Here is a 20,665-nt window from a genome sequence, read left to right as displayed (position 1 = left end):
TGCGTTGCAGCATCGACGCCCATCTGGGGTCAGCGGGAAAAATCCGCAAATGCAATGGCTTCGAACGCGATTGCAGAAAGCTCATCCTCATGACCGCGCGCATCATGGCTGGATTTTGAGCGGCGCGATCCCGCTTGCAGGCCGATGCTCCCGCTTTCGGCAAACCGTCCCAGTCAATCCAGCGAAGGCGGAAAAGCCGCGCCCTGCCTTCGCAGGCGCCCGTCGCGCATAGCGCCCGCAACGGACCGTCCACCGCTGCCCTTCATCGCCACCGACCATTGACCCATTGCGCGCGGCGCGGCATGGGCCCATCAAACGGGACATGATGCAGCGAGCCGCTTCGTGAACGGGCCAGTGCCGGCAAGCCGCACGCTCGGCCTGCCCGCCTGCATTGCGCTGGTGATGGGCAACATGATCGGGTCCGGCGTGTTCCTGCTGCCCGCCTCGCTCGCGCCGTTCGGCTGGGATGCGGTGGCGGGCTGGATATTCACCATCGCCGGCTCCCTCCTCCTTGCCTATGTCATCGCCCGGCTGACGGTGCGGATGCCCGACGCCGGCGGCACGGCGCAGTTCATCACCCGCGCCTATGGCCCGTCCGCCGGCTTCGCGATCGGGTGGATATACTGGATTTCGGTGATCTTCACCAATGTCACCATCGCCGTCGCCGCCACCGCCAATCTCAGCAGCATCCTGCCCGCGCTGCACCGGCCCGGAATGGGGGCGCTCCTTTCCATCGGTTTCCTCTGGGCGACGACCGGCATCAACCTGGTCGGCGCGCGCGCCGTGGGCGCGACCCAACTCGCCACCACCGCGATCAAGCTGATCCCGATCGCGGTCGTCTTCGTCCTGCTCGCCCTGACCTTGGGCCATGGCCGGGCGCAGGTCGCGCCATTCCCCGCGCAAGGCTTCACCAGCGCCGGCATCACCGCCTCGGCCGCGCTGACGCTCTGGGCGCTGCTCGGCTTCGAATCGGCCAGCGTCGCCGCCGACAAGGTGCGCGATCCCGCCCGGACAATCCCGCGCGCCACGCTGATCGGCACGGCAGTCACCGGCCTCATCTACCTGCTGGTCTGCTCCGGCATCGCTCTCACCCTGCCGGCGGAGGAAAGCCGGTCCGGCTCCCCCTTCGCCGCCTTCGTCGCGCATTACTGGTCGCCCGGCCCGGCGGGACTCATCGCGGTCTTCGCCACGATCAGTTGCCTCGGGGCGCTCAATGGCTGGACATTGTTGCAGGGTGAAGTGCCGCTTGCCATGGCGCGGGGCGGCGAATTGCCGCGCTGGCTGGCCGGGACCAACGGTCGCGGCACGCCGGTCTGCGCGCTGCTGCTGTCCTGCCTGCTCGGAACGCTGATGCTGGTCGCCAACAGCCTGCAGGGGCTGGTGGCGCTGTTCACGGCGATGGCGCTGCTGTCGACCTCGGCCACGCTCTGGCTCTATGTCGGCTGCGCGCTGGCGGCGCTCAGGTTTCGGCTGGCGGTGCCCGCCGCTCTGCTGGGGCTGTGCTATGCGCTCTGGACATTATGGGGCGCGGGGCTGGTGCCCAGCGGAGCAAGCTTCCTGCTGATGGCGGGGGGATTTCCCTTTTACGCCTGGGCGCGGCGGGACCGAAAGTCCCTGCCCTGTCTCCACTCAGGCTGAGCCCGTCAAAGCCCTTCCCTTCTCCTCGAAGAAAGAAAAGCCTCTCCACCAGCTCGGGGCGAACGGAGGCAGGGAAGGCGTCCGACGGGTGGAGGGAAAATCAGTCCCCCCACAATTCCTTGAGCTTGCTGAAGAAGCCGGTCGATTGCGGGCATTCCTCGCCGGTTTCCGTCTCGCGAAAGGCTTCCAGCAGTTCGCGCTGCTTGGCGCTCAGCTTGGTCGGCGTCTCGACGTCGACCTGGATCACCAGATCGCCCTGCCCACGCCCGTTCAGCACAGGCATGCCCGCGCCGCGCTGGCGGATCTGCTTGCCCGACTGGATGCCGCTCGGAATCTTGATCTCATGCCGCCGGCCATCCAGCCCCGGCACCTCGATGACCCCACCCAGCGCGGCGGTCGTGAAGCTGACCGGCGCGCGCGCGAACAGGGTCGTGCCGTCCCGTTCGAAGATCGCATGCCGCTTCACATGCAGGAAGATGTAAAGATCGCCCGCAGGAGCCCCCCGCGCCCCCGCCTCGCCCTCACCCGACAGGCGGATGCGCGTGCCTTCGTCGACGCCGGCGGGGATGTTGACGGAAAGCGTCTTGGGCTTGTCCACCCGCCCTTCGCCCCGGCAGCTACGGCAGGGGCTTTCGATCACCTGACCCGCGCCATGGCAGGACGGGCAGGTCCGCTCGACCACGAAAAAGCCCTGCTGCGCCCGCACCTGGCCATGGCCATGGCAGGTGCCGCAGCTCTTGACCCCGGTGCCCGGCTGCGCGCCCGAGCCGTCGCAGCTTTCGCAAGGGGCCGAAACCTCGATCTCGATCTCGGTCTTCTTGCCATGATAGGCGTCGTCCAGCGTGATTTCCATGTCGTAGCGCAGGTCCGCCCCGCGCCGCTGCGCCTGCCGCCCGCCGCCGAAGCCGCCCGCCGCCTGACCGAAGATCGTCTCGAAAATATCGCCCAGGTCGGAAAAGCCGCCCGCGCCGCCGCGCCCGCCGCCGAAACCGCCGCCATTCTGGAACGCCGCATGGCCGAACCGGTCATAGGCCGCGCGCTTCTGCGGGTCCTTCAAACATTCATAGGCTTCCGAAACGGCCTTGAACTTGGCCTCGCTGTCGGTGCAGCCCCCGGTCTTGTCCGGGTGATATTTCATCGCCAGCTTGCGATAGGCGCTTTTGATCGTGGCGGCGTCCGCCGTGCGCTCGACTTCGAGCAGTTCGTAATAGTCGATTTCGGTGCTCATCTCGCCCCCGGCGTCCCTGCCCCGTCAAGGCCATAACAGTCCTGACGGGGCAAGCACATCAGCTTACGCCTTGTTATCGTCCACTTCGGAGAATTCGGCATCGACGACATCGTCATCCGCCTTCGGCGCGTCCGCGCCCGGAGCAGCCGCAGCCGCCTGCTCCTTCTCGTAAATGGCCTGCCCCAGCTTCATCGCGACCGTGGCGAGTTCCTGCGCCTTCGCCTTCATGGCTTCCGCATCGCCGCCCTCGACCGCAGACTTGGTGGCCGCGATCGCGGTCTCGATCTCCGACTTCAGGCCAGCATCGACCTTGTCGCCATGCTCGGAAAGCTGCTGCTCGGTGGTGTGGATCAGGCTTTCGGCATTGTTCTTCGCCTCGGCCGCCTCGCGCTTCTTCTTGTCTTCCTCGGCGAAGCGCTCGGCATCCTTGACCATCTGGTCGATGTCGGCGTCCGACAGGCCGCCCGAAGCCTGGATGCGGATCTGCTGTTCCTTGCCCGTGCCCTTGTCCTTGGCATGGACGTTGACCAGACCGTTGGCGTCGATGTCGAACGTCACCTCGATCTGCGGCACGCCGCGCGGCGCGGGCGGGATGCCGACCAGATCGAACTGGCCGAGCAGCTTGTTGTCCGCCGCCATCTCACGCTCGCCCTGGAACACGCGGATCGTCACCGCCTGCTGATTGTCGTCGGCGGTCGAATAGACCTGGCTCTTCTTGGCCGGGATGGTGGTGTTGCGGTCGATCATGCGGGTGAACACGCCGCCCAGCGTCTCGATGCCCAGCGACAGCGGAGTGACGTCCAGCAGCAGCACGTCCTTGACGTCGCCCTGCAACACGCCCGCCTGAATGGCGGCGCCCATGGCGACCACTTCGTCGGGGTTCACGCCGGTGTGCGGTTCCTTGCCGAAGAACTCCTTCACGGCCTCGCGCACCTTGGGCATGCGGGTCATGCCGCCGACCAGCACCACTTCGCTGATCTCGCTCGCGGAAACGCCGGCATCGGCCAGCGCCTTCTTGCAAGGCTCCATCGTCCGCTTGATGAGGTCGGCCACCAGCCGCTCCAGATCGGCGCGGGTGATGGTCTTGACCAGATGCTTCGGCCCATTCTGGTCAGCGGTGATGAAGGGCAGGTTGACTTCGGTCGACTGGGCCGAGGACAGTTCGATCTTCGCCTTTTCCGCCGCTTCCTTCAGGCGCTGCAAAGCCAGCTTGTCCTTGGTGAGGTCGATGCCTTCATCCTTCTGGAAGCCCGAAGCCAGGAACTCCACCAGCTTGGCGTCGAAATCCTCGCCGCCCAGGAAGGTATCGCCATTGGTCGACTTCACCTCGAACACGCCGTCGCCGATCTCCAGGATCGAGATGTCGAACGTGCCGCCGCCAAGGTCATAGACCGCGATGGTCTTGCCGTCCTGCTTCTCCAGCCCGTAGGCGAGCGCGGCCGCGGTCGGCTCGTTGATGATGCGCAGCACTTCCAGGCCCGCGATCTGGCCCGCATCCTTGGTCGCCTGACGCTGGGCGTCGTTGAAATAGGCGGGCACGGTGATGACCGCCTGCGTCACCGTCTCGCCCAGATAGCTCTCGGCGGTTTCCTTCATCTTCTGCAGGATGAAGGCGGAAATCTGCGAAGGCGAATAATCCTTGCCGCCGGCATTGACCCAGGCGTCGCCATTGGGACCCTTGGCGATGCTGTAGGGCACCAGCTCCATGTCCTTCTTGGTCATCGGATCGTCGAAGCGGCGGCCGATCAGGCGCTTCACGGCGAAGATGGTGTTGTCCGGATTGGTCACGGCCTGACGCTTGGCAGGCTGGCCGATCAGGCGCTCGCCGTCCTTGGTGAAGGCGACGATGGAGGGCGTCGTCCGCGCGCCTTCCGCATTTTCGATCACCTTGGGCTTGCCGCCGTCCATCACAGCGACACAGCTGTTGGTGGTGCCCAGGTCGATACCGATTACTTTTGCCATTGTGTCCTCTTTGAACCCCAAATCATATTCAGCGGTTGACGGCCCCATACCTCACGAAAGCGCCAAGGCAAGGGCGTTTGCGCAAGGGATATAGGCGTGCTTTCGCTTGGCACAAGAAGCTGTGACGATTACCTCCAGGAAACGATCGGAAACGGGACATTGAGGAAGCCTTTGCCCATGCGCGCATTTTACCCCCTAATCGCCCTTGCCGCCCCGCTTGCGCTCACGGCGTGCGGCGATCCCGCGCCCACCTATGTCGATCAGGCCTGGGTGCGGCTCAGCCCCAACAAGGACATGCCGTCCTCCGGCTATTTCATCGCCCATGGCGGCGATGCGGACACGGCGCTGCGCGGCGTGCTCACCGACTATGCGCTGAAGGTGGAGATGCACGAGAGCATGAGCGAGGGCGGCAGGATGACGATGAAGCCGCTCGACAGCGTCCCCATCCCCGCCAGGTCCACGGTCGCCTTCGCGCCGGGCGGCAAGCATCTGATGCTCTGGGGCGTCAACGACACGGCGATCGGCCGCGGCAGGATGACGCTCACCTTCCTGCTCGCCAATGGCGACCGCCTGCTGGTCGACGCCATCATCCAGAAGCCCGGCGCCGCCGCTCCCGTTCCCCCGCAAAAGGAGCATGAGGCGCATTGACCGGACGTCCGCTGACCGAGGCTGAAACCGCCCTGGCCCGGTCGGTGTTCGCCGCCGCCATCGATTATCGGCGGGTGCGGGTGCATGATCGCAAATGGTGGCCGTTCCAGCCGCGGCAAGTCACCATGGCGCCCGACGGCGACCTCTGGTTTCATCCGGAAAGCGGCCTGTTCTGCCCTGATTTCTGCGACAGCCCCCTGCACGTCCAGGGACATTTCATCCATGAAATGACCCATGTCTGGCAGGCGCAGCGGGGCGGCAGATGGTATCTGCCGCTGATGCGCCATCCCTTCTGCCGCTACGGCTATGAGATCGTGCCGGGAAAGCCGTTCCGCCGCTATGGCCTGGAGCAGCAGGCGGAGATCGTGCGGCATGCGTTCCTGTTGCGCCGCGGGGTTTCCGTGCACGGCAAGCCGCCGCTTCCGGTCTATGAGGCGCTGCTGCCCTTCGCCGGCCGGCAAGGGGTCGACGACGGACCGTGATTCGCGCCATGTTCCGGCGAAGGCGCTCCAGCGAGACGGGCGGCCCGGTGCGATGGACCGCCCGGCGACCCTCGCGCTTTCGAGAAGAAAAGCCCGGCGATCCTCGACCGCCGGGCAAAGGGGCATGGCTGGGAGCCGCCCTGAGGAAAGCCGCTCAGCCCTTCTTCTCGGGCGGCAGCGTGATCTTCACATTCTCGCCATTCTGGCCCGGAAAGCCGGTGAACATCGCATCGATCAGGTTCGGCACCAGATAGGTCAGCTTGTTGGAAAGCGACTGGGCCTGCGCCTTGCCCTCGAACAGGCGGCGATTGTCGGCGGCGCGGTCGATCTTCATGCTGAGGTCGCCGGTATAGACGGTGTAGCTGGTCACGTCATTATAACCGCCGGGCCCGAACAGCCACGGGTCATAGAAGCCATAGCCCCAGGGGCGGCCCCAGCGGCCCCGCCAGCCCCAACCGCCGTAGAAGAACGGGTCGGGATTGCCGAATCCGGTCGATCGCACCTTTTCGCGCCCATTGTCGACGCCATAGGCCACGCGCACGATCAGGTCGGCCCGCGCGGGATCGCCGGCGGCGACATAGCCGGTCTGCGTCAGACGCTGGCTGACGAGGTCGGCATAATGCGAAAATTCAAGGCCGCCCGCCAGGCGCGGATCGTCCGCGACAACGGTGAAGCTCTGGCCGGCGGGTGCGGGAAGCTGCTGAAAGCGCGCCACATCCGCCTTGAAGGAACTCGCGCAGCCTGACAGCGCCACAAGCGCCAAAGCGGGCGCCGCGAGGAAGCCGATCTTTTTGAAACGGGTCATTTTTCTTGCGTCCTGTACCAGGCACTTCGCCTGCCAAACATCTTGCGTCCTGCCATGGCAAAACGCAACTGAACATCGTTTGAACGCACGTAACGGGCGAACGGGCGCAAACCATGTCCTGCCATCCGTACGACGCCGCGGCATGGATTATTCCGTCACGAACCGGAAAGGGCCGCCGCTTTGGCGACCCCTGCGGCATCAGCGCATCAGTCCCATCGCGTCATAGGCCGCCCGCAAAGTGGGCGCGGCCGCCGCCGACGCCTTGGCCGCCCCCTTTTCGAGGATGGCGTCCAGCGCGGCGTCGTCGGTGCGCAATTCCATGAACCGCGCACGGATGGGGCGGAGCGTTTCCACCAGCAGTTCGCCCAGGGCCGGCTTGAACGCGCCGAAGCCCTTGCCGGCGAATTCGGCACAGACCGCGTCCACGCTCATGCCCGACAGCGTCGCATAGATGCCGAGAAGATTGTTCGCCTCCGGACGCCCGGCCAACCCCCCGGCATTGTCCGGCAGCGGTTCGGGATCGGTCTTGGCCTTCTTCACCTTCTGCATGATCGCATCGTCATCGTCGGTCAGGTTGATGCGGCTCATGTCGGACGGGTCGGACTTGGACATCTTCGCCGTGCCGTCGCGCAGCGACATGATGCGCGCCGATTCCCTGGGGATGATCGGATCGGGCAGGGTGAACAGCTCCACGCCGAAATCGGTGTTGAACTTCGTGGCGATGTCGCGGGCCAGCTCCAGATGCTGCTTCTGGTCCTCCCCCACCGGCACATGGGTGGCGTTATAGACCAGGATGTCGGCGGCCTGGAGCACCGGATAGACGAACAGGCCGATGGAGGCGCCCTCGCGGTCCTTGCCCACCTTGTCCTTGAACTGGGTCATGCGGTTGAGCCAGCCGATCCGCGCCGTGCCGTTCAGCAGCCAGCACAGTTCCGCATGGGCGGGCACCCGCGCCTGGTTGAAGAGGACGGAGCGGTCCGGGTCGATCCCGGCGGCGACCAGCGCGGCGGCCATGTCGCGGACATTGCGGATACGCTGCTCGCGCCCCTCATGCACGGTGATCGAATGCATGTCGGCCAGGAAGAAGAAGCACTGGCTCCCGCTGTCCATCTCGTCCTGCATCCGCACCCAGTTGCGGATCGCGCCCAGATAATTGCCCAGGTGCAGATTGCCGGTCGGCTGGATGCCGGAAAGGACGCGCATTCTTCTATCCGTTCTCTGTCTTGGTTGCACTTTTGCGCCGCATCAGCGCCTTCAGGTCCGAGAGCCGATAGGCGCCCGTAAGGAAGCAGGCCACCCCGTACAGCGCGATTCCCGCGCCGACAAGCACCGCCAGCGCCACATAGCGCTGGACCATCGCCCCGCCGAGCCATGGATCGAGCAGCCCTTCGCCGGCATGGAGCGCCCCGCCCATGGCGACCGCCGCCACGGCGAGGCGGGGCAGGCGCCGCCGCAACTGCCCGTCGGCGGCGAAATGGCCGCGCTTCACCAGCGTCGAATAGAGCATCGCCACATTGACGGTGGAGGACAGCGCCGTCGCCAGCGGCGGCCCGACATGGCCCAGCAGCGGGATCAGGACGATGTTCCCGACGATGTTGATGAGGATCGACAGCATCGCATAGCGGACCGGCGTCCTGGTGTCCCCGCGCGCATAATAGCCGGGCGTCAGCACCTTCACGAGGACATAGGATGGCAGGCCGATGGAAAAGGCGGACAGCGCCCAGCCGCAGCGCTCCGCATCCAGCGCGGTGAAGCGGCCATATTGGAACAGGCCCCGCACGATCGGTTCCGCCACGGTGATGAAGGCGACGGTCGCGGGCAGGGTCAGGAACAGCGCCAGTTCGATACCGCGGTTCTGCGTGTCCATGGCCACCTGCTCCTGGCCCGTCGACAGCAGGCGGGAAATGGTCGGCAGCAATATGGTGCCAAGGCCGATCCCGATCAGCCCCAGCGGCAACTGGTTCAGCCGGTCGGCATAATAGATATAGGTGATGGAGCCTGAGGCGAGCAGCCAGCCGGACAGGGCGGTGGAGATCAGCAGGTTGATCTGCGAAGCCCCGGCCCCCGCCGCCGCCGGCACGATCAGGCGGAGCAGTTCCTTCACATCCGCGTCCAGTCGCGGGCGCTTGAGCTTCATCGACACGCCCGCCCGGCGGCAGGCCCAGATCAGCCACAGCAATTGCAGCGCCCCGCCCACGGTGACGGAAATCGCCTGCACCCGCGCGGTTTCATATTCGTCGGCGCCGTGGAACAGCCACAGCCCCGCGATCATGGCGATGTTGAGCAGGATCGGCGCGGCGGCATTCACCCAGAATTTGTCGAGCGAATTCAATATGCCGCCCAGCAGGGAGGCAAGGCTGATCAGCGCCAGATAGGGCAAGGTGATCCGCGAGAGCGTCACCGCGAAGGCGAATTGCTCCGGCGTCGGGTTCTGGCGGGAAAAACCGCCGGAGAGCGCCCATGTGATCGGCCAGGCCGCCGCGATCAGCAGCGCGGTGAAGACGACCAGCACCGGCAGCAGCACGGCCAGCGCCCGCTCAGCGAAGCGATAGCCGTCCGCGACCCCACCCGGCCCCGCCGCCTTGCGGTTGAACATGGGGATGAAGGCGGCGGAAAAGGCGCCCTCGGCAAAGAGGGCGCGGAACATGTTGGGCAGGCGGAAGGCGACGCCGTTGAAGGCGTCCGACGCGAATCCCGCGCCGACATAGCGCGCCGCCAGCGAATCGCGGACAAGGGCCAGCACCCGGCTGGCGAGCGTCAGCCCGCCCACGGAACCAAGGGCCCTGGCGAGTTTCATGGCAAAACCCCTCCTCCCGTTCGCCCTTGGCTTGTCGAAGGGCTGCACTTCTTCATCGGAAGAAAGTGGAGGGCTTCGACACGCTCAGCCCGAACGGGGGGATGGATCATTCCCGGACTCAGGCGTGGCCCGCCGGCTCGCCTGCGGTCTGCGCCATGGCCTGCGCCTGCTGGACATAGAGGCCGCCGAAATCGATGGGATCGAGCAGCAGCGGCGGGAAGCCCCCGTCGCGGATCGCGTCGGCCAGCACGCGGCGGGCGAAGGGGAAGAGAAGGCGCGGCGCTTCGGCCAGCATGAAGGGCTGCATCTGGTCCTCGGGCACGTTCCGCATGCCGAAGATCGCGGCATAGACCAGTTCCACGGCAAAGGCGGTGCCCTGCGGCGCGGTGGCCTTGACCTCGATCTTCAGGGATACTTCGACGACTTCCTCGCCCACCTTGTCGGCGCCGATGTTGAACTGCACGTCGATCTGCGGCTGGTCCTGCCACTGATAGACGGCGGGCGCATTGGGGTTTTCGAAGGACATGTCCTTCACATATTGGCTGATCAGCGCGATCTGGGGGCCATTGTCGGCGCCATTGCCGGTGGTCTGAATGGTATCGGCTTCCTCGGCCATCTCATTTCCCTGGTTTTTACGGTTTGCCTGGCGGGCGGAATGTCCGCGCATGTCGATCCGCGCGCTTAGCAGGGGCGGCAGGAGGGGGCAATGCGGCACATGAAAAGCGGCCATTTGAATATGCGGGGAAACATGCCTATGTTGGTTGCGTTACAGTTTCAGATTCAGTCCAAAGGGTGCCTGACCCCGTGTATGTGATCGTCATCCTCGCCATGATTGCCGGCTTTCTGGCGTTGCGGCTTTATTCGGTGCTCGGCAAGCGGACCGGGCATGAGCAGGAGCCTGCGCTTCGCCCGGCGGAGGAACGCGCCAAGGTGACGATCGTGCAGCCGCGCCCGGTTCCGGAAATGGCGGGCGATTCGGTGCGGCTGTCGGACGGGCTGATCGCTCCCGGCGGCGAAGCGGGCGTCCGCGCGCTGATCGCGGCCGACCGCAGCTTCGACGTGCCCCAGTTCGTGGAGGGCGCCAAGGCCGCCTACAAGATGGTGCTGGAGGCGTTCTGGCGCGGCGACCGGCAGGAACTGGAATGGCTTTGCGATGCCGATGTTCTCGCCTCCTTCGAGGAAGCGATCGCGGCGCGGGAGGCGGAGGGCCATGTCCTCGACAACCGCTTGGTCCGCATGGAAAAGGTGCAGATCGTCGACGCGGGCGTCACGGGCCGCATGGCGGAGATTTCCCTGCGTTTCGAGGCGGACATCGCCGCCGTCACCCGCGACCGCGACGGCAATGTCGTCGCCGGTTCGCTGACCGACGCTGTCGGCACCAACGACATCTGGACCTTCACGCGCGATCTGCGCAGCACCGATCCCAACTGGAAGCTCAGCGAGACCGACGAGGCGGCATGAGCCTTCGTCAGTCGTGGGGCGCGCTGGCCGCGGCTTTGCTGCTGTCCGCTTGCGCCGGCGGCGTGATTCCGCCCGGCGCGGGTGGGCCTGCCCCCTCAAGGCCGCCTCGCGGCGCTGAGACCGCAACCCGCCCCGTTCCCGCCACCCCCCGTCCGCCCGTGCCGGTCACGCCTCCCGCGACCGCGCCGGCCGATACAGCCAATGCCGTCAGCGCCGGAATCGCCCCCGGCCCGGCCATCACCGACCTCATTCCGTCGGGCGAGCGTTCGCGCAAGGCGTTGCAGGCGTTCCGCCTCTCCTGCCCTTCGCTGATGCGGCGGGGCGACCAGAGCGGACTGACGCGCGGCACGGACTGGAACAGCGCCTGCGCCGCCGCGTCGAGCTGGCCGGAGGCGTCGGCCGGCGAATTTTTCGCCCGCTATTTCGAAGCGGTGCAGGTGGGCGACGGAAAGGCCTTCGTCACCGGCTATTATGAGCCGGAGATCGCGGGGTCGCGCACGCGGCAGCCGGGTTACGAGGTGCCGATCTACCGCCGCCCGCCCACGCTCATCGACGTCAATCTGGGCCAGTTCAGCGACAGCCTGAAGGGCAGGACCATTCGCGGCAAGGTGGACGGCAGCAATCTGGTGCCGTTCGACGAACGGTCGCAGATCGTTTCGGGGTCGCTCGCCGGCAAGGGGCTGGAACTGGCATGGGCCGCCGATCCGGTGGAATTCTTCTTCCTCCAGGTGCAGGGCAGCGGCCGCCTGCTGCTGCCCGACGGCGGCGTGATGCGGATCGGCTATGACGGGCAGAATGGCCGCGACTATACCGGCATCGGCAAGCTGATGAAGGATCGCGGCCTCATCCAGGCCGGGTCGATGCAGGACATCATGCAATATCTGCGCGCCCATCCGGCCGAGGGCGCGGCGATCATGAACGAGAACAAGAGCTTCGTCTTCTTCCGGGAACTGACCGGCGCCGGCCCGCTGGGCGCGATGGGCGTCGCCGTGACGCCCGAAGCGACGGTGGCGGCCGATCCCCGCTATGTGCCGCTGGGCGCGCCGGTGCTGCTCTCGCTGGACCGGGCAGAACCCAATGGCATCTGGATCGCGCAGGATACCGGCGGCGCGATCAAGGGCGCAAACCGCTTCGACAGCTTCTGGGGCGCTGGCAGCAATGCGCGCAGCATCGCGGGCGGCATGTCGGCGCGGGGCAGCGCGCTGATCCTGCTGCCGCTCGGGTCGGCGGCTCGCCTGGGTCAGCAGCCCTGACATCATGCTGCGATGCCCCGACGCGGTCTCACCTCCGATGAACAGGCGCTCTGGACGGCGCTGACCCGCTCCGTAAGGCCGCTGAGGCCGAGCGCGCGCATCTCTTCCCTTCCGACGCCGCCAACCCCCGCAAAGGACGGGACAGGGTTAACGGCTCCGTCCGTTCAGGCAGTCGCGACGGCCCCGGCGCGCACTCCCGCAGCCACTCTGGATTCGGGCTGGGAGCGCCGAATCCGTAGCGGAAATCTGACCCCCGACATGACCATAGACCTGCACGGCCACAGCCTGTCGGCGGCCCATTCGCAGCTTAACCAGGCGCTGGCCTCGGCCTGGGCAAGGGACGTGCGAATATTGCTGGTGGTCACCGGGAAACCGCCGAAAAGCCCCTCCGCCAGCGGCGGTTCGCGGCGGGGCGCCATCCGCGGCGAGATCGGTCACTGGCTGGAAACCAGCAGCTATGCCGACCGCATCGCCAGCGTGCGGATCGCGCATCGGCGCCATGGCGGCGACGGCGCGCTCTACGTCATCCTGCGGCGCAAAAAATAAGCCTTTCGGACTGATTCACTGACCTTTTCTTAACCACTGTCCTTCATATCCCACTGATCCAGTCCAACGCCGGACTGGCGGGGGTAGGGAGACTCATGCAGGGCGTGACATTGACGAGCCGCGCCACTGCCTTCGCCTGCGCCGCGGGGGCGCTGGTGTTCATCCTGTCCCTGGTCCTTGGGCAGGGGCAGGCGACCGACATGGACGGCATCGGCCGCTCCCTCATCATCGCGATCCTGTGCGGCACGCTCAGCTGGGCCTCCGCCCGCCGTACCGTGGCCACGACCGCCAGCGCCATCGACGGTGCGACCGAACGCCTGCTGGCGGCGGCCCATGGCGACCTGCAATCCGCCGTGCCGCGGGACATAGGCCGGGAATTGCCCGACCTGTCCGTGGCGATGGAAAGCCTGTTCAGCCAGGTCCGCACCAACCTGGACCATGTTCAGGCGCTCGCGCTGTTCGATCAGGTGACCGGCCTTCCCAACCGCGCCAGCTTCTGCCGGCAGGTCGAACGGCTGCTGGCGGAACGCAGCGAAGAAGGGCTTGCGGCCCTGTTCTTCATCGACCTGGACGGGTTCAAGGGCGTGAACGACACGCTGGGCCATGCGGCGGGCGACCAGTTGCTGGCGCGCGTTGCCGGCCGCCTGCGCGAAGTCGCCATGGCGCAGGCCAGCGCGGGCGCGGGCGATTGCCTGATCGGCCGCCTGGCGGGGGATGAATTCACCCTGTTCGTCCCCAGCATGCCCGATCTCGACACGGCCGGCCGCATTGCCCGCGCCATCCAGTTCGCGCTGCGCGAACGCTTCGACCTCGGTAGCCAGCATATCGACCTGGGCGCGTCCATCGGCGTCGCCTGCTATCCCGAACATGGCGACACGCTGCCCGCGCTGCTGCGATCGGCGGACATCGCCATGTATCATGCCAAGCATCAGGGCCGTAACCGGGCCGAGATGTTCACCACCGAACTGGCGCTGGAAGCCGCCGACCGCGCGGAGCTGGAGCGCGACCTGCTGCTGGGCCTGCAACGGGACGAGTTCCTCCTCGAATTCCAGCCGCAGATCGAAATTTCCAGCGGCCGGGCGATCGGCGCCGAAGCGCTGATCCGCTGGGTGCATCCGGAACGCGATCTGGTGATGCCCGGCTCCTTCGTGCCGATTGCGGAGGAAAGCGGCGCCATCGTGGCGCTGGGCGACTGGGTCATGAGCCGCGTGTGCGAAACGGCGGCGCGCTGGGCGCAGGCCGGGGTGAGGCAGCGGATCGCGATCAACATCTCCTCCCGCGAACTGGGGCAGGCCGACTTCTTCATGCGCCTGCGCCATGCGATAGACGCGCATCGGGCGCCGGCGATCATGCTGGAACTGGAGATCACGGAATCGCTCGCGATGGAGATGAAGTCGCGGACGCTGGACCAGATCCGCGCCCTGCGGCGCGACGGCGTGCGCATCGCCATCGACGATTTCGGGACCGGCTATTCCAACCTCTCGCGGCTGCGCGAACTGCCGGTCGACCGGGTGAAGATCGACCGTTCGCTCGTCCGCGACATCGCCGTTTCGGCCGAAGCGCGCACGATCTGCAGCGCCGTCGTCGGGCTGATCCAGGGACTGGGCATGGAAGTGGTGGTCGAGGGGGTGGAGACAGAGGCGCAGATGGAAATGCTGCGCGTGATCGGCTGCACGCTGTTCCAGGGCTATCATCTGGCCCGGCCCATGGGGGAGGAGGATTATCTCGCCCGCTTCGCCGCGCCCGCGCCGCTGGTCCGGCATCGCTCCGTCTGAAGCGGATGGCCATGCGCATCCCGCTCCTCATGGGGCGGGATTTCATTCCCTTCCGTCATGACCGGGTTCCTGCCCTTCGACAGGACCGGGACAGGCCGTTCCGCGCAACGCTCCAAGCTTTTGTTGGCGCATCCTTTTAAGCCCAAAACCGGTTCCCACTTTTGCGCACGATGCCCTAGCTCGCCAGCGCCTTCGCCGTAACCAGCCGGTAGATTTCGGTGAGGTCGCGCAGGTCGGCCAGCGCCACCGCCTCGTCCAGCTTGTGCATGGTGGCATTGTTGAGGCCGAATTCCACCACCGGGCACAGGCGCGAGAGGAAGCGCGCGTCGGACGTGCCGCCGGTGGTCGACAGGTCCGCCTCCACCCCCGTCACGTCCCGGATCGCGCCCGCGACCATGTCCGACAGCATGCCCGGCTCCGTCAGAAAGGGTTCGCCGCTGATCTTCGCTTCCACCCTGCCCCCTTCGGCCGCGGCGATGGCGGTGATGCGGTCGACCAGTTCCGCGCCGCCATGTTCATTGTTGAAACGGATCGAGATGCGCGCCTGCGCCGCGGCGGGGATGACGTTGGTCGTCGGATTGCCGACATCCAGATTGGTGATCTCGATATTGCTCGCCTGGAACCAGTCATTGCCCTCGTCCAGCACCAGCGCATCGATGGCGGACAGGATGCGGATCAGGCGCGGGATCGGATTGTCGGCCAGGTGCGGATAGGCGACATGGCCCTGCACGCCGTCGACATGGATCCACATGTTGACCGATCCGCGCCGGCCGATCTTGATGACGTCGCCCAACCGCTGCGAGGAGGTCGGCTCGCCCACCAGGCAAAGGTCGGGACGCAGCCCATGGGCGGCCATCCGCTCCATCAGTGCCAGCGTGCCATGCACAGCCGCGCCTTCCTCATCGCCGGTGATGATCAGGCTGATCGTGCCGGGCAGGTCTTCGGGCAGGTGGTGCAGGGCGGCGACATAGGCGGCGATGGCGCCCTTCATGTCGACGGCGCCGCGCCCATAGAGCAACTCGCCGCGCACCTCCGGCCGGAAGGGATCGCTCGCCCAGCCATTGCCCGGCGGGACCACATCCAGATGCCCGGCAAAGGCGAAATGCCTGCCCGGCCCCGTCGTCCGCCATGCCAGCAGATTTTCCACAGGGCCGTCCGGCGCCTCCCCCGCCAGGAAGCGGTCGACGGTAAAGCCCAGCGGCTTCAGCATCGCCTCCAGCACGGCGAAGACATCCCCCGTGGCCGGCGTGACGGAGGGACAGGCGATCAGCTTCTCGGCTATGTCGATCGGGTTTGCATCGGCGCTGGTCTTGTTCATGGGGTTGCGTTAGAGCATTTTGAAGCTGGCTGAAACAGTCAGCGGCTCGCAAAATGCGTGCAGGCCGACGTGCATTTTGAAGCTGGCTGAAACAGGCGCGGCTCGCAAAATGCGGTGGCGCACAGCGCGCATTTTGAAGCTGGCGGGACCGCCGGCGCCGACGCCGGCAGGAGGATATGTCATGCCCAGGATCGACCTTGCCGCCATCGAACAGACCAATCGGACGGGCTATCCGCCCGAATATGCGGATGCGGTGGCGGGGCGATGGGTGCGCAGGCTGGGACCGGCGACCGGCCTTTCCGATTTCGGCATCAGCCATGTGGTTCTGAAGCCCGGCGCCGCATCCTCCCAACGGCACTGGCATGAGGATGAGGACGAATTCCTCGTCATGCTGAGCGGCGAAGCGATGCTGATCGAGGAAGGAAGCCGAACGGCGCTGCACGGCGGCGACATGGCCTCCTTCCCGAAGGGCGATCCCAATGGCCATCATCTGGTGAATGAAAGCGGCGAGGATTGCGCCTTCCTGGTCGTCGGGCGCGTTCCGCTGGGCGATGCGCATTATCCCGACATCGACATGCAATGGGTCGAGGGCAGCTACCGCCGCAAGAATGGAAGCAGTTTTTGAGGCTGGACCGGCGCGCATTGATGGCCGCGCTGGGCGCTGCGATGGCGGCTCCCGGGCTTTCGGCCGCGCCCCTTGCGGGCGTGGTGAAGCCGCCCCGGCTGCGCCCCGGCGACAGCGTGGGCCTGATCGAGCCGGCGGGCTTTACCGACGACAGGTTCGACCTCGATCTGGTCAAGGAAACGATCGTCGCCATGGGGCTGGTGCCCAGGCCCGCCCGGCATCTGGTCGAACGCTACGGCTATCTGGCCGGGACGGATGCCGACCGCGCAGCCGACGTCAACGCCATGTTCGCCGATCAGCAGTTGCGCGCCGTCTTCGCCACCCGGGGCGGATGGGGCTGCGCGCGCATCCTGCCCTATCTGGACTTCGCGAAGATCAGGGCCAATCCCAAGCTGCTGATCGGCTTTTCCGACATCACCGCGCTGCATCTCGCCTTCGCGGCGCGGGCCGGCTTCGTCACCATCCACGGGCCCAATGCGGCCAGCAGTTGGCCGCGCTTTTCCTGGGATGCCTTCCGCGCCGTCGCCTTCGATGGAGCAACGCCGCTGATGACCAATCCGGACGGGCATGAGGACCGGCTGGTGCAGCGCAGCGGGCGCATCCTGACCTTCCGGGGCGGAAAGGCCAGCGGGCGGCTGCTGGGCGGGAACCTGACCGTGCTCTCGACGCTGATGGGAACCCCGTGGCTGCCGGATTTCGACGGCGCGATCCTGTTCATCGAGGATGTGAGCGAGCAGCCCTATCGGATCGACCGGATGCTGACCCAATTGGCGCTGGCCGGCCTTCTGAGCAGGGTGGCGGGCGTGGTGTTCGGGCAATGCACCGATTGCGGTCCCAGCGGCGCCTCCTATGGCGGGTTCACCCTGGCGGAGGTGTTGCGGCAGCATCTGGCGCCCCTTGGCGTCCCCGCTTTCCAGGGCGCGCTGTTCGGGCATGTCGCCAGCCAGTTCAGCCTGCCGGTGGGCTGCCGGGCGGAAATCGACGCCGACGCGGGAACGATCCGCCTGCTGGAACCGGCGGTCCGCTAGGGAGCGTCGTGCAGAAAGGCCTGTCCCGACCCCGGCGAAGGGCGGGAACCGGTTTCCGCCTGAAAGCATGCGACGACAGGAACCCGTAGCGCGCGACCGGCGCCCGCTTCAACGCAGCGCCCCCTGAAGAACGGCCGACATGCAGTCGGGGTCAGTCCCTGTCGTCGGCGGGCCTGACATAGGCGCCGCGGCCATCGGGCGGGACGAGCGACCTGTCCTCGACTTTCAGGACAAGCGTTCGGAAGCCGGGCTCGGGCACCTCCTTCGTCCTTTCGGCAGTGAGGATGACGGCCCCGTCCCTCTCGGCCCACCGCCCCTCCGCGAACAGGTCCAGCGCGCCATAGACCAGATACCATTGGAAGCGGCCGTCCGGATGGAGCATCAGTTCGGACCCCGTCTCCATCACGCCGCGCAGATAATAATGCCCCGCCCGCTCGGAGGCTTGCGCCCAGGCCGGCCCGGCCAGGAAGGCCGCAAGGGGGAGGAGTGCCGTGAGGACGCGCATCCCACGATGCTATCGCAAGCGGCCTCGGCAGAACAGGCCTACCAGGCGCGGGGGCTGTGCCCGACGCGATGGGAGACCTGCTGCTCGATCTCGTTGAGCTGGGCCTGGCTGAGCACGCCGGAATGAAGCAGCTTGCGCATCAGTTCATCGACCAGCGCCGCGAGGAAGTGAAGCTCCGCCCGTTCGGACAGGGTGTCGTTGCTGTCGACCTGCATGGCTTGCTCTCCGCAAAAAGCTGAATCTTAAAGGGGAAAGCGGCAAGGCATAGAGCCGACCGCGCAGGGCATCCCTCATTGGAGGCGGCCCGGCGAATATGGTTAACGATGCAGCGGCATCGGGCCAGCCGCGCTGCCGCAAGAGCAGGAGCCCGGCTCAGGGCCAAGGTCAGGGCCAAGGTCAGGGAAGACGGCGCGCCGTCAGGATCGTCACCGGCCGCTCCAGCATCTGCCCCTTCATCACGCCCTCGCCGGCCGTGGGGGATTTGGGGGCGGCGAGGATCGTCTTCACGACATCCATTCCCTCGATCACATGGGCGAAGACGGCGAAGCCCTGATTGTCGCCCGCCGCTTCGGGATGCGCGTCCATGCCGGGCATCTTGCCCAGCACGATGAAGAAATCCCCGGTCGCGCTGCCGGGCGCATAGCGGGCCATGGAGAGCGCGCCATCATCATGGGTAAGGCCGGTCTGGCTGGTCGGCTCATGCTTGACCGGCGGCAGGATGCGCTTGGGATCGTTCTGCGCCCCGCCCTGCACGAAGCCATAGTCGGCCGAACCGACGCCGCGGTAGAAGCTGGCGCCGTCCAGCCGCTTCTGATCGACATAGCGCAGGAAATTCGCCGCCGTCGCCGGCGCCTGCGCCACATGCACCGCGATCAGGATGCGGCCCGCGCCGGTGTCGAGCGCAACCCGCACATCGGCAGGCGGCGGCGCAGCAGCAGGGCTCTGGGCAAGGGCGGGAGCAAGGGAGAAGAGGGCGGCCAGGAACAGGGCGAGTTGTCGGATCATGGCGCGAAGCCTAGAGCCAATCGACATTCAGCCCTGACGGCCAAATGACGCTTTTCCGTGCTTCCGGTGCTCACGTACCTTGAGTATGCTGCGCTCCGGGTCACGGAAAACCACCATTTTCGGCTCGTCATCATCTGAATGTCGATTGGCTCTAATCCAAAGCCGCCCGCCTGTCAGCCTTCCAACTGGCGCTGCAGGGCGCGGATGTCCGCGTCTATGTCCGGATTGCTCTGCCGCAATTCCTCGATCGTGCGCACCGCGTGGATCACGGTGCTATGGTCGCGCCCGCCGAAGATACGGCCGATCTCGGGCAGGGAACGCGGCGTCATCTTCTTGGCCAGATACATCGCCACCTGGCGCGGACGGGCGACCGCCCTCGCCCGGCGCTTGGAACGCATTTCCGCCGCGTCGATCTTGTAATGCGCGGCACAGGCCTTCTGGATCTCGTCGACGGTGATGCGGCGGGCATTGGCCCGCACCGCGTCCGCCAGCATCGCCTGCGCGAACTCCAGGTCGATCGATCGGCCGGTAAGCTGGCCATAGGCGATCAGCTTGTTGAAGGCGCCTTCCAACTCGCGCACATTGGAACGGATCGACCGCGCCAGGAAATCGACCACCGCGTCCGGAACCGGCGGGTCGCCCGCAATGGCGCGCTTGGCCTCCAGGATCGCGAGGCGCAGGTCGAGCCCGGCGGGACGGATGTCGGCCACCAGCCCGCCGGCCAGGCGCGAGAGGATGCGCGCATCGATCGCGTCCAGCATCTGCGGCGCACGGTCGGCGGTCACGACGATGCGGGCGCCCGAATCGATCAGGTCGTTGATCGTGTGAAGAAACTCTTCCTGCGTCGAACCCTTGCCGGCGATGAACTGGATGTCGTCGATCAGCAGCAGCCGCGCCGCGCGCAGCCGCGCCTTGAACATCATCGTTTCGTTCGCCCGCATCGCGTTCACGAATTCCATCATGAACCGCTCGGCCGACATGTAGAGCACGGGGGCCGAGGGCGAATGCGCGGAGAAGCCCTGGGCGATGGCATGGAGCAGATGGGTCTTGCCCTGCCCGGTGCCGCCATGGATGAAAAGCGGGCTGAAACGCGGCTGGCTCCTGCCCGCCATGGCCTGCGCGGCGGAGAAGGCGAGATGATTGGTCTCGCCGGTCACGAACTGGTCGAAGCTGTGGCGCGGCTGGAAATTGGATGCGGGGGCCTGATCGTCCGCCACCCCGCCGTCGTTCACGGCAAGGGCCTCGGCCGGCGGCAGTTCCAGAACCCGGGGGCCCACCGCATTGGGGGCGCGGCGCAGGCGCACCTCGCGCACGCCGGCGCCGGCGCAGCGCCATGCCATGCGCAGCCGATCCCCGAACTGGCCCGACACGAAATTGGCGGTGAAGTCGGAAGCGAACAACAGGTCCAGCGTCTGCGATTCGGGGCAATAATCGCCCAGTTGCGCGGCCTTCAGCCACTGGTCGAACATGCGCGCGCCGATGTCGCGGCGCAGCCCGGCGCGAATGGTCGCCCAGGCAGTCTCCAGGCGCGCATTCTGCTGCGTGTCGAGACCGCTCAAACTTCCAATCACTGCCGTAATATCCTTCAT

Annotated in this window: 20 protein-coding genes; 9 read left to right on the top strand and 11 right to left on the bottom strand. The window is 66.5% G+C overall.

Annotated elements, in window-relative coordinates; genetic code table 11:
* Positions 1-342 precede the first annotated feature (342 nt).
* The gene (locus tag LDB29_RS00100) at positions 343-1,638 is read left to right on the top strand and encodes an amino acid permease (protein ID WP_037482275.1); all 1,296 of its coding nucleotides are present in this window, start codon (positions 343-345) and stop codon (positions 1,636-1,638) included.
* Between the two features lie 100 nt (positions 1,639-1,738).
* Here LDB29_RS00100 and dnaJ read toward each other — a convergent pair whose 3' ends face one another.
* Both dnaJ and dnaK read right to left on the bottom strand, forming a co-directional pair.
* Complete coding sequence (dnaJ, locus tag LDB29_RS00095) at positions 1,739-2,866, bottom strand: molecular chaperone DnaJ (RefSeq protein WP_044661628.1); 1,128 nt, start codon at positions 2,864-2,866, stop codon at positions 1,739-1,741.
* Between the two features lie 63 nt (positions 2,867-2,929).
* Positions 2,930-4,828: a molecular chaperone DnaK gene (dnaK, locus tag LDB29_RS00090; RefSeq protein WP_025551917.1), complete on the bottom strand. Its 1,899-nt coding sequence runs from the start codon at positions 4,826-4,828 to the stop codon at positions 2,930-2,932.
* A 177-nt stretch (positions 4,829-5,005) separates the two neighbouring features.
* Here dnaK and LDB29_RS00085 point away from each other — a divergent pair, with 177 nt between their 5' ends.
* Both LDB29_RS00085 and LDB29_RS00080 read left to right on the top strand, forming a co-directional pair.
* On the top strand, positions 5,006-5,476 hold the full coding sequence (locus LDB29_RS00085) for a copper chaperone PCu(A)C (RefSeq protein ID WP_025551915.1): 471 nt from the start codon (positions 5,006-5,008) through the stop codon (positions 5,474-5,476).
* Positions 5,473-5,958 (top strand): hypothetical protein, encoded by a 486-nt coding sequence (locus LDB29_RS00080; RefSeq protein ID WP_025551913.1) that lies wholly within the window; start codon positions 5,473-5,475, stop codon positions 5,956-5,958. The genes LDB29_RS00085 and LDB29_RS00080 overlap by 4 nt, the downstream gene beginning before the upstream one ends.
* A gap of 154 nt (positions 5,959-6,112) precedes the next feature.
* Here LDB29_RS00080 and LDB29_RS00075 read toward each other — a convergent pair whose 3' ends face one another.
* The 4 genes from LDB29_RS00075 to secB all read right to left on the bottom strand — a co-directional run bounded on the left by LDB29_RS00075 (position 6,113) and on the right by secB (position 10,176).
* Positions 6,113-6,763, bottom strand: coding sequence for a DUF4136 domain-containing protein (locus LDB29_RS00075; protein ID WP_025551911.1), 651 nt, complete (start codon positions 6,761-6,763; stop codon positions 6,113-6,115).
* A 198-nt stretch (positions 6,764-6,961) separates the two neighbouring features.
* Entirely contained in the window at positions 6,962-7,966 is a 1,005-nt protein-coding gene (gene trpS / locus LDB29_RS00070) for a tryptophan--tRNA ligase (RefSeq protein ID WP_025551910.1), read from the bottom strand.
* A 4-nt stretch (positions 7,967-7,970) separates the two neighbouring features.
* Entirely contained in the window at positions 7,971-9,560 is a 1,590-nt protein-coding gene (gene murJ, locus LDB29_RS00065; RefSeq protein ID WP_025551908.1) for a murein biosynthesis integral membrane protein MurJ, read from the bottom strand.
* A 118-nt stretch (positions 9,561-9,678) separates the two neighbouring features.
* Positions 9,679-10,176, bottom strand: a complete 498-nt coding sequence (gene secB / locus LDB29_RS00060) for a protein-export chaperone SecB (protein ID WP_025551907.1) — start codon at positions 10,174-10,176, stop codon at positions 9,679-9,681.
* 188 nt (positions 10,177-10,364) lie between these two features.
* Between secB and LDB29_RS00055 the strand changes: the two genes are divergently transcribed.
* From LDB29_RS00055 to LDB29_RS00040, 4 genes are all read left to right on the top strand, one after another.
* A complete protein-coding gene (locus tag LDB29_RS00055) occupies positions 10,365-11,021 on the top strand; it encodes a Tim44/TimA family putative adaptor protein (RefSeq protein ID WP_044661622.1) in 657 nt (218 codons plus the stop codon).
* Complete coding sequence (locus LDB29_RS00050) at positions 11,018-12,274, top strand: murein transglycosylase A (RefSeq protein ID WP_099186234.1); 1,257 nt, start codon at positions 11,018-11,020, stop codon at positions 12,272-12,274. Before LDB29_RS00055 ends, LDB29_RS00050 begins: the two co-directional genes overlap by 4 nt.
* Positions 12,275-12,286: 12 nt before the next feature.
* Complete coding sequence (locus tag LDB29_RS00045) at positions 12,287-12,820, top strand: Smr/MutS family protein (protein WP_025552006.1); 534 nt, start codon at positions 12,287-12,289, stop codon at positions 12,818-12,820.
* A 95-nt stretch (positions 12,821-12,915) separates the two neighbouring features.
* On the top strand, positions 12,916-14,595 hold the full coding sequence (locus LDB29_RS00040) for a bifunctional diguanylate cyclase/phosphodiesterase (RefSeq protein ID WP_044661619.1): 1,680 nt from the start codon (positions 12,916-12,918) through the stop codon (positions 14,593-14,595).
* Between the two features lie 175 nt (positions 14,596-14,770).
* Here LDB29_RS00040 and dapE read toward each other — a convergent pair whose 3' ends face one another.
* The gene (gene dapE, locus LDB29_RS00035) at positions 14,771-15,913 is read right to left on the bottom strand and encodes a succinyl-diaminopimelate desuccinylase (protein ID WP_025552008.1); all 1,143 of its coding nucleotides are present in this window, start codon (positions 15,911-15,913) and stop codon (positions 14,771-14,773) included.
* A 181-nt stretch (positions 15,914-16,094) separates the two neighbouring features.
* On the opposite strand from dapE, the gene LDB29_RS00030 reads away from it, so the two are divergent.
* Complete coding sequence (locus tag LDB29_RS00030) at positions 16,095-16,538, top strand: cupin domain-containing protein (RefSeq protein ID WP_025552009.1); 444 nt, start codon at positions 16,095-16,097, stop codon at positions 16,536-16,538.
* A 20-nt stretch (positions 16,539-16,558) separates the two neighbouring features.
* The gene (locus LDB29_RS00025) at positions 16,559-17,566 is read left to right on the top strand and encodes an LD-carboxypeptidase (RefSeq protein ID WP_257557072.1); all 1,008 of its coding nucleotides are present in this window, start codon (positions 16,559-16,561) and stop codon (positions 17,564-17,566) included.
* Between the two features lie 151 nt (positions 17,567-17,717).
* Here the strand turns inward: LDB29_RS00025 and LDB29_RS00020 are convergent, their stop codons facing one another.
* The 4 genes from LDB29_RS00020 to dnaA form a co-directional block, all read right to left on the bottom strand.
* Positions 17,718-18,071, bottom strand: a complete 354-nt coding sequence (locus LDB29_RS00020; protein ID WP_025552012.1) for a hypothetical protein — start codon at positions 18,069-18,071, stop codon at positions 17,718-17,720.
* Positions 18,072-18,109: 38 nt separating this feature from the next.
* Positions 18,110-18,286 carry a hypothetical protein gene (locus LDB29_RS00015; RefSeq protein WP_165363329.1) on the bottom strand — a complete coding sequence of 59 codons (177 nt, stop codon included), beginning with the start codon at positions 18,284-18,286 and terminating at the stop codon, positions 18,110-18,112.
* Between the two features lie 181 nt (positions 18,287-18,467).
* Positions 18,468-19,076 carry a peptidylprolyl isomerase gene (locus LDB29_RS00010; protein WP_099186235.1) on the bottom strand — a complete coding sequence of 203 codons (609 nt, stop codon included), beginning with the start codon at positions 19,074-19,076 and terminating at the stop codon, positions 18,468-18,470.
* A 173-nt stretch (positions 19,077-19,249) separates the two neighbouring features.
* Positions 19,250-20,665, bottom strand: a complete 1,416-nt coding sequence (gene dnaA / locus LDB29_RS00005; protein ID WP_025551638.1) for a chromosomal replication initiator protein DnaA — start codon at positions 20,663-20,665, stop codon at positions 19,250-19,252.

The sequence above is a fragment of the Sphingobium sp. CFD-2 genome (assembly GCF_024611135.1).
Lineage (GTDB): Bacteria > Pseudomonadota > Alphaproteobacteria > Sphingomonadales > Sphingomonadaceae > Sphingobium > Sphingobium fuliginis.
Note: the sequence above shows the minus strand (reverse complement) of the source record. Positions and strands in the feature narration are given on the sequence as shown.

Coding starts and splice junctions, on each gene's coding strand:
- LDB29_RS00015 (WP_165363329.1), bottom strand. CDS start 18,286: ATGCAGGTCGACAGCAACGACACCCTGTCCGAACGGGCGGAGCTTCAC.
- LDB29_RS00075 (WP_025551911.1), bottom strand. CDS start 6,763: ATGACCCGTTTCAAAAAGATCGGCTTCCTCGCGGCGCCCGCTTTGGCG.
- LDB29_RS00020 (WP_025552012.1), bottom strand. CDS start 18,071: ATGCGCGTCCTCACGGCACTCCTCCCCCTTGCGGCCTTCCTGGCCGGG.
- dnaJ (WP_044661628.1), bottom strand. CDS start 2,866: ATGAGCACCGAAATCGACTATTACGAACTGCTCGAAGTCGAGCGCACG.
- LDB29_RS00085 (WP_025551915.1), top strand. CDS start 5,006: ATGCGCGCATTTTACCCCCTAATCGCCCTTGCCGCCCCGCTTGCGCTC.
- secB (WP_025551907.1), bottom strand. CDS start 10,176: ATGGCCGAGGAAGCCGATACCATTCAGACCACCGGCAATGGCGCCGAC.
- dapE (WP_025552008.1), bottom strand. CDS start 15,913: ATGAACAAGACCAGCGCCGATGCAAACCCGATCGACATAGCCGAGAAG.
- dnaK (WP_025551917.1), bottom strand. CDS start 4,828: ATGGCAAAAGTAATCGGTATCGACCTGGGCACCACCAACAGCTGTGTC.
- trpS (WP_025551910.1), bottom strand. CDS start 7,966: ATGCGCGTCCTTTCCGGCATCCAGCCGACCGGCAATCTGCACCTGGGC.
- murJ (WP_025551908.1), bottom strand. CDS start 9,560: ATGAAACTCGCCAGGGCCCTTGGTTCCGTGGGCGGGCTGACGCTCGCC.
- LDB29_RS00050 (WP_099186234.1), top strand. CDS start 11,018: ATGAGCCTTCGTCAGTCGTGGGGCGCGCTGGCCGCGGCTTTGCTGCTG.
- LDB29_RS00010 (WP_099186235.1), bottom strand. CDS start 19,076: ATGATCCGACAACTCGCCCTGTTCCTGGCCGCCCTCTTCTCCCTTGCT.
- LDB29_RS00030 (WP_025552009.1), top strand. CDS start 16,095: ATGCCCAGGATCGACCTTGCCGCCATCGAACAGACCAATCGGACGGGC.
- LDB29_RS00025 (WP_257557072.1), top strand. CDS start 16,559: ATGGCCGCGCTGGGCGCTGCGATGGCGGCTCCCGGGCTTTCGGCCGCG.
- LDB29_RS00045 (WP_025552006.1), top strand. CDS start 12,287: ATGCCCCGACGCGGTCTCACCTCCGATGAACAGGCGCTCTGGACGGCG.
- LDB29_RS00040 (WP_044661619.1), top strand. CDS start 12,916: ATGCAGGGCGTGACATTGACGAGCCGCGCCACTGCCTTCGCCTGCGCC.
- dnaA (WP_025551638.1), bottom strand. CDS start 20,665: ATGAAGGATATTACGGCAGTGATTGGAAGTTTGAGCGGTCTCGACACG.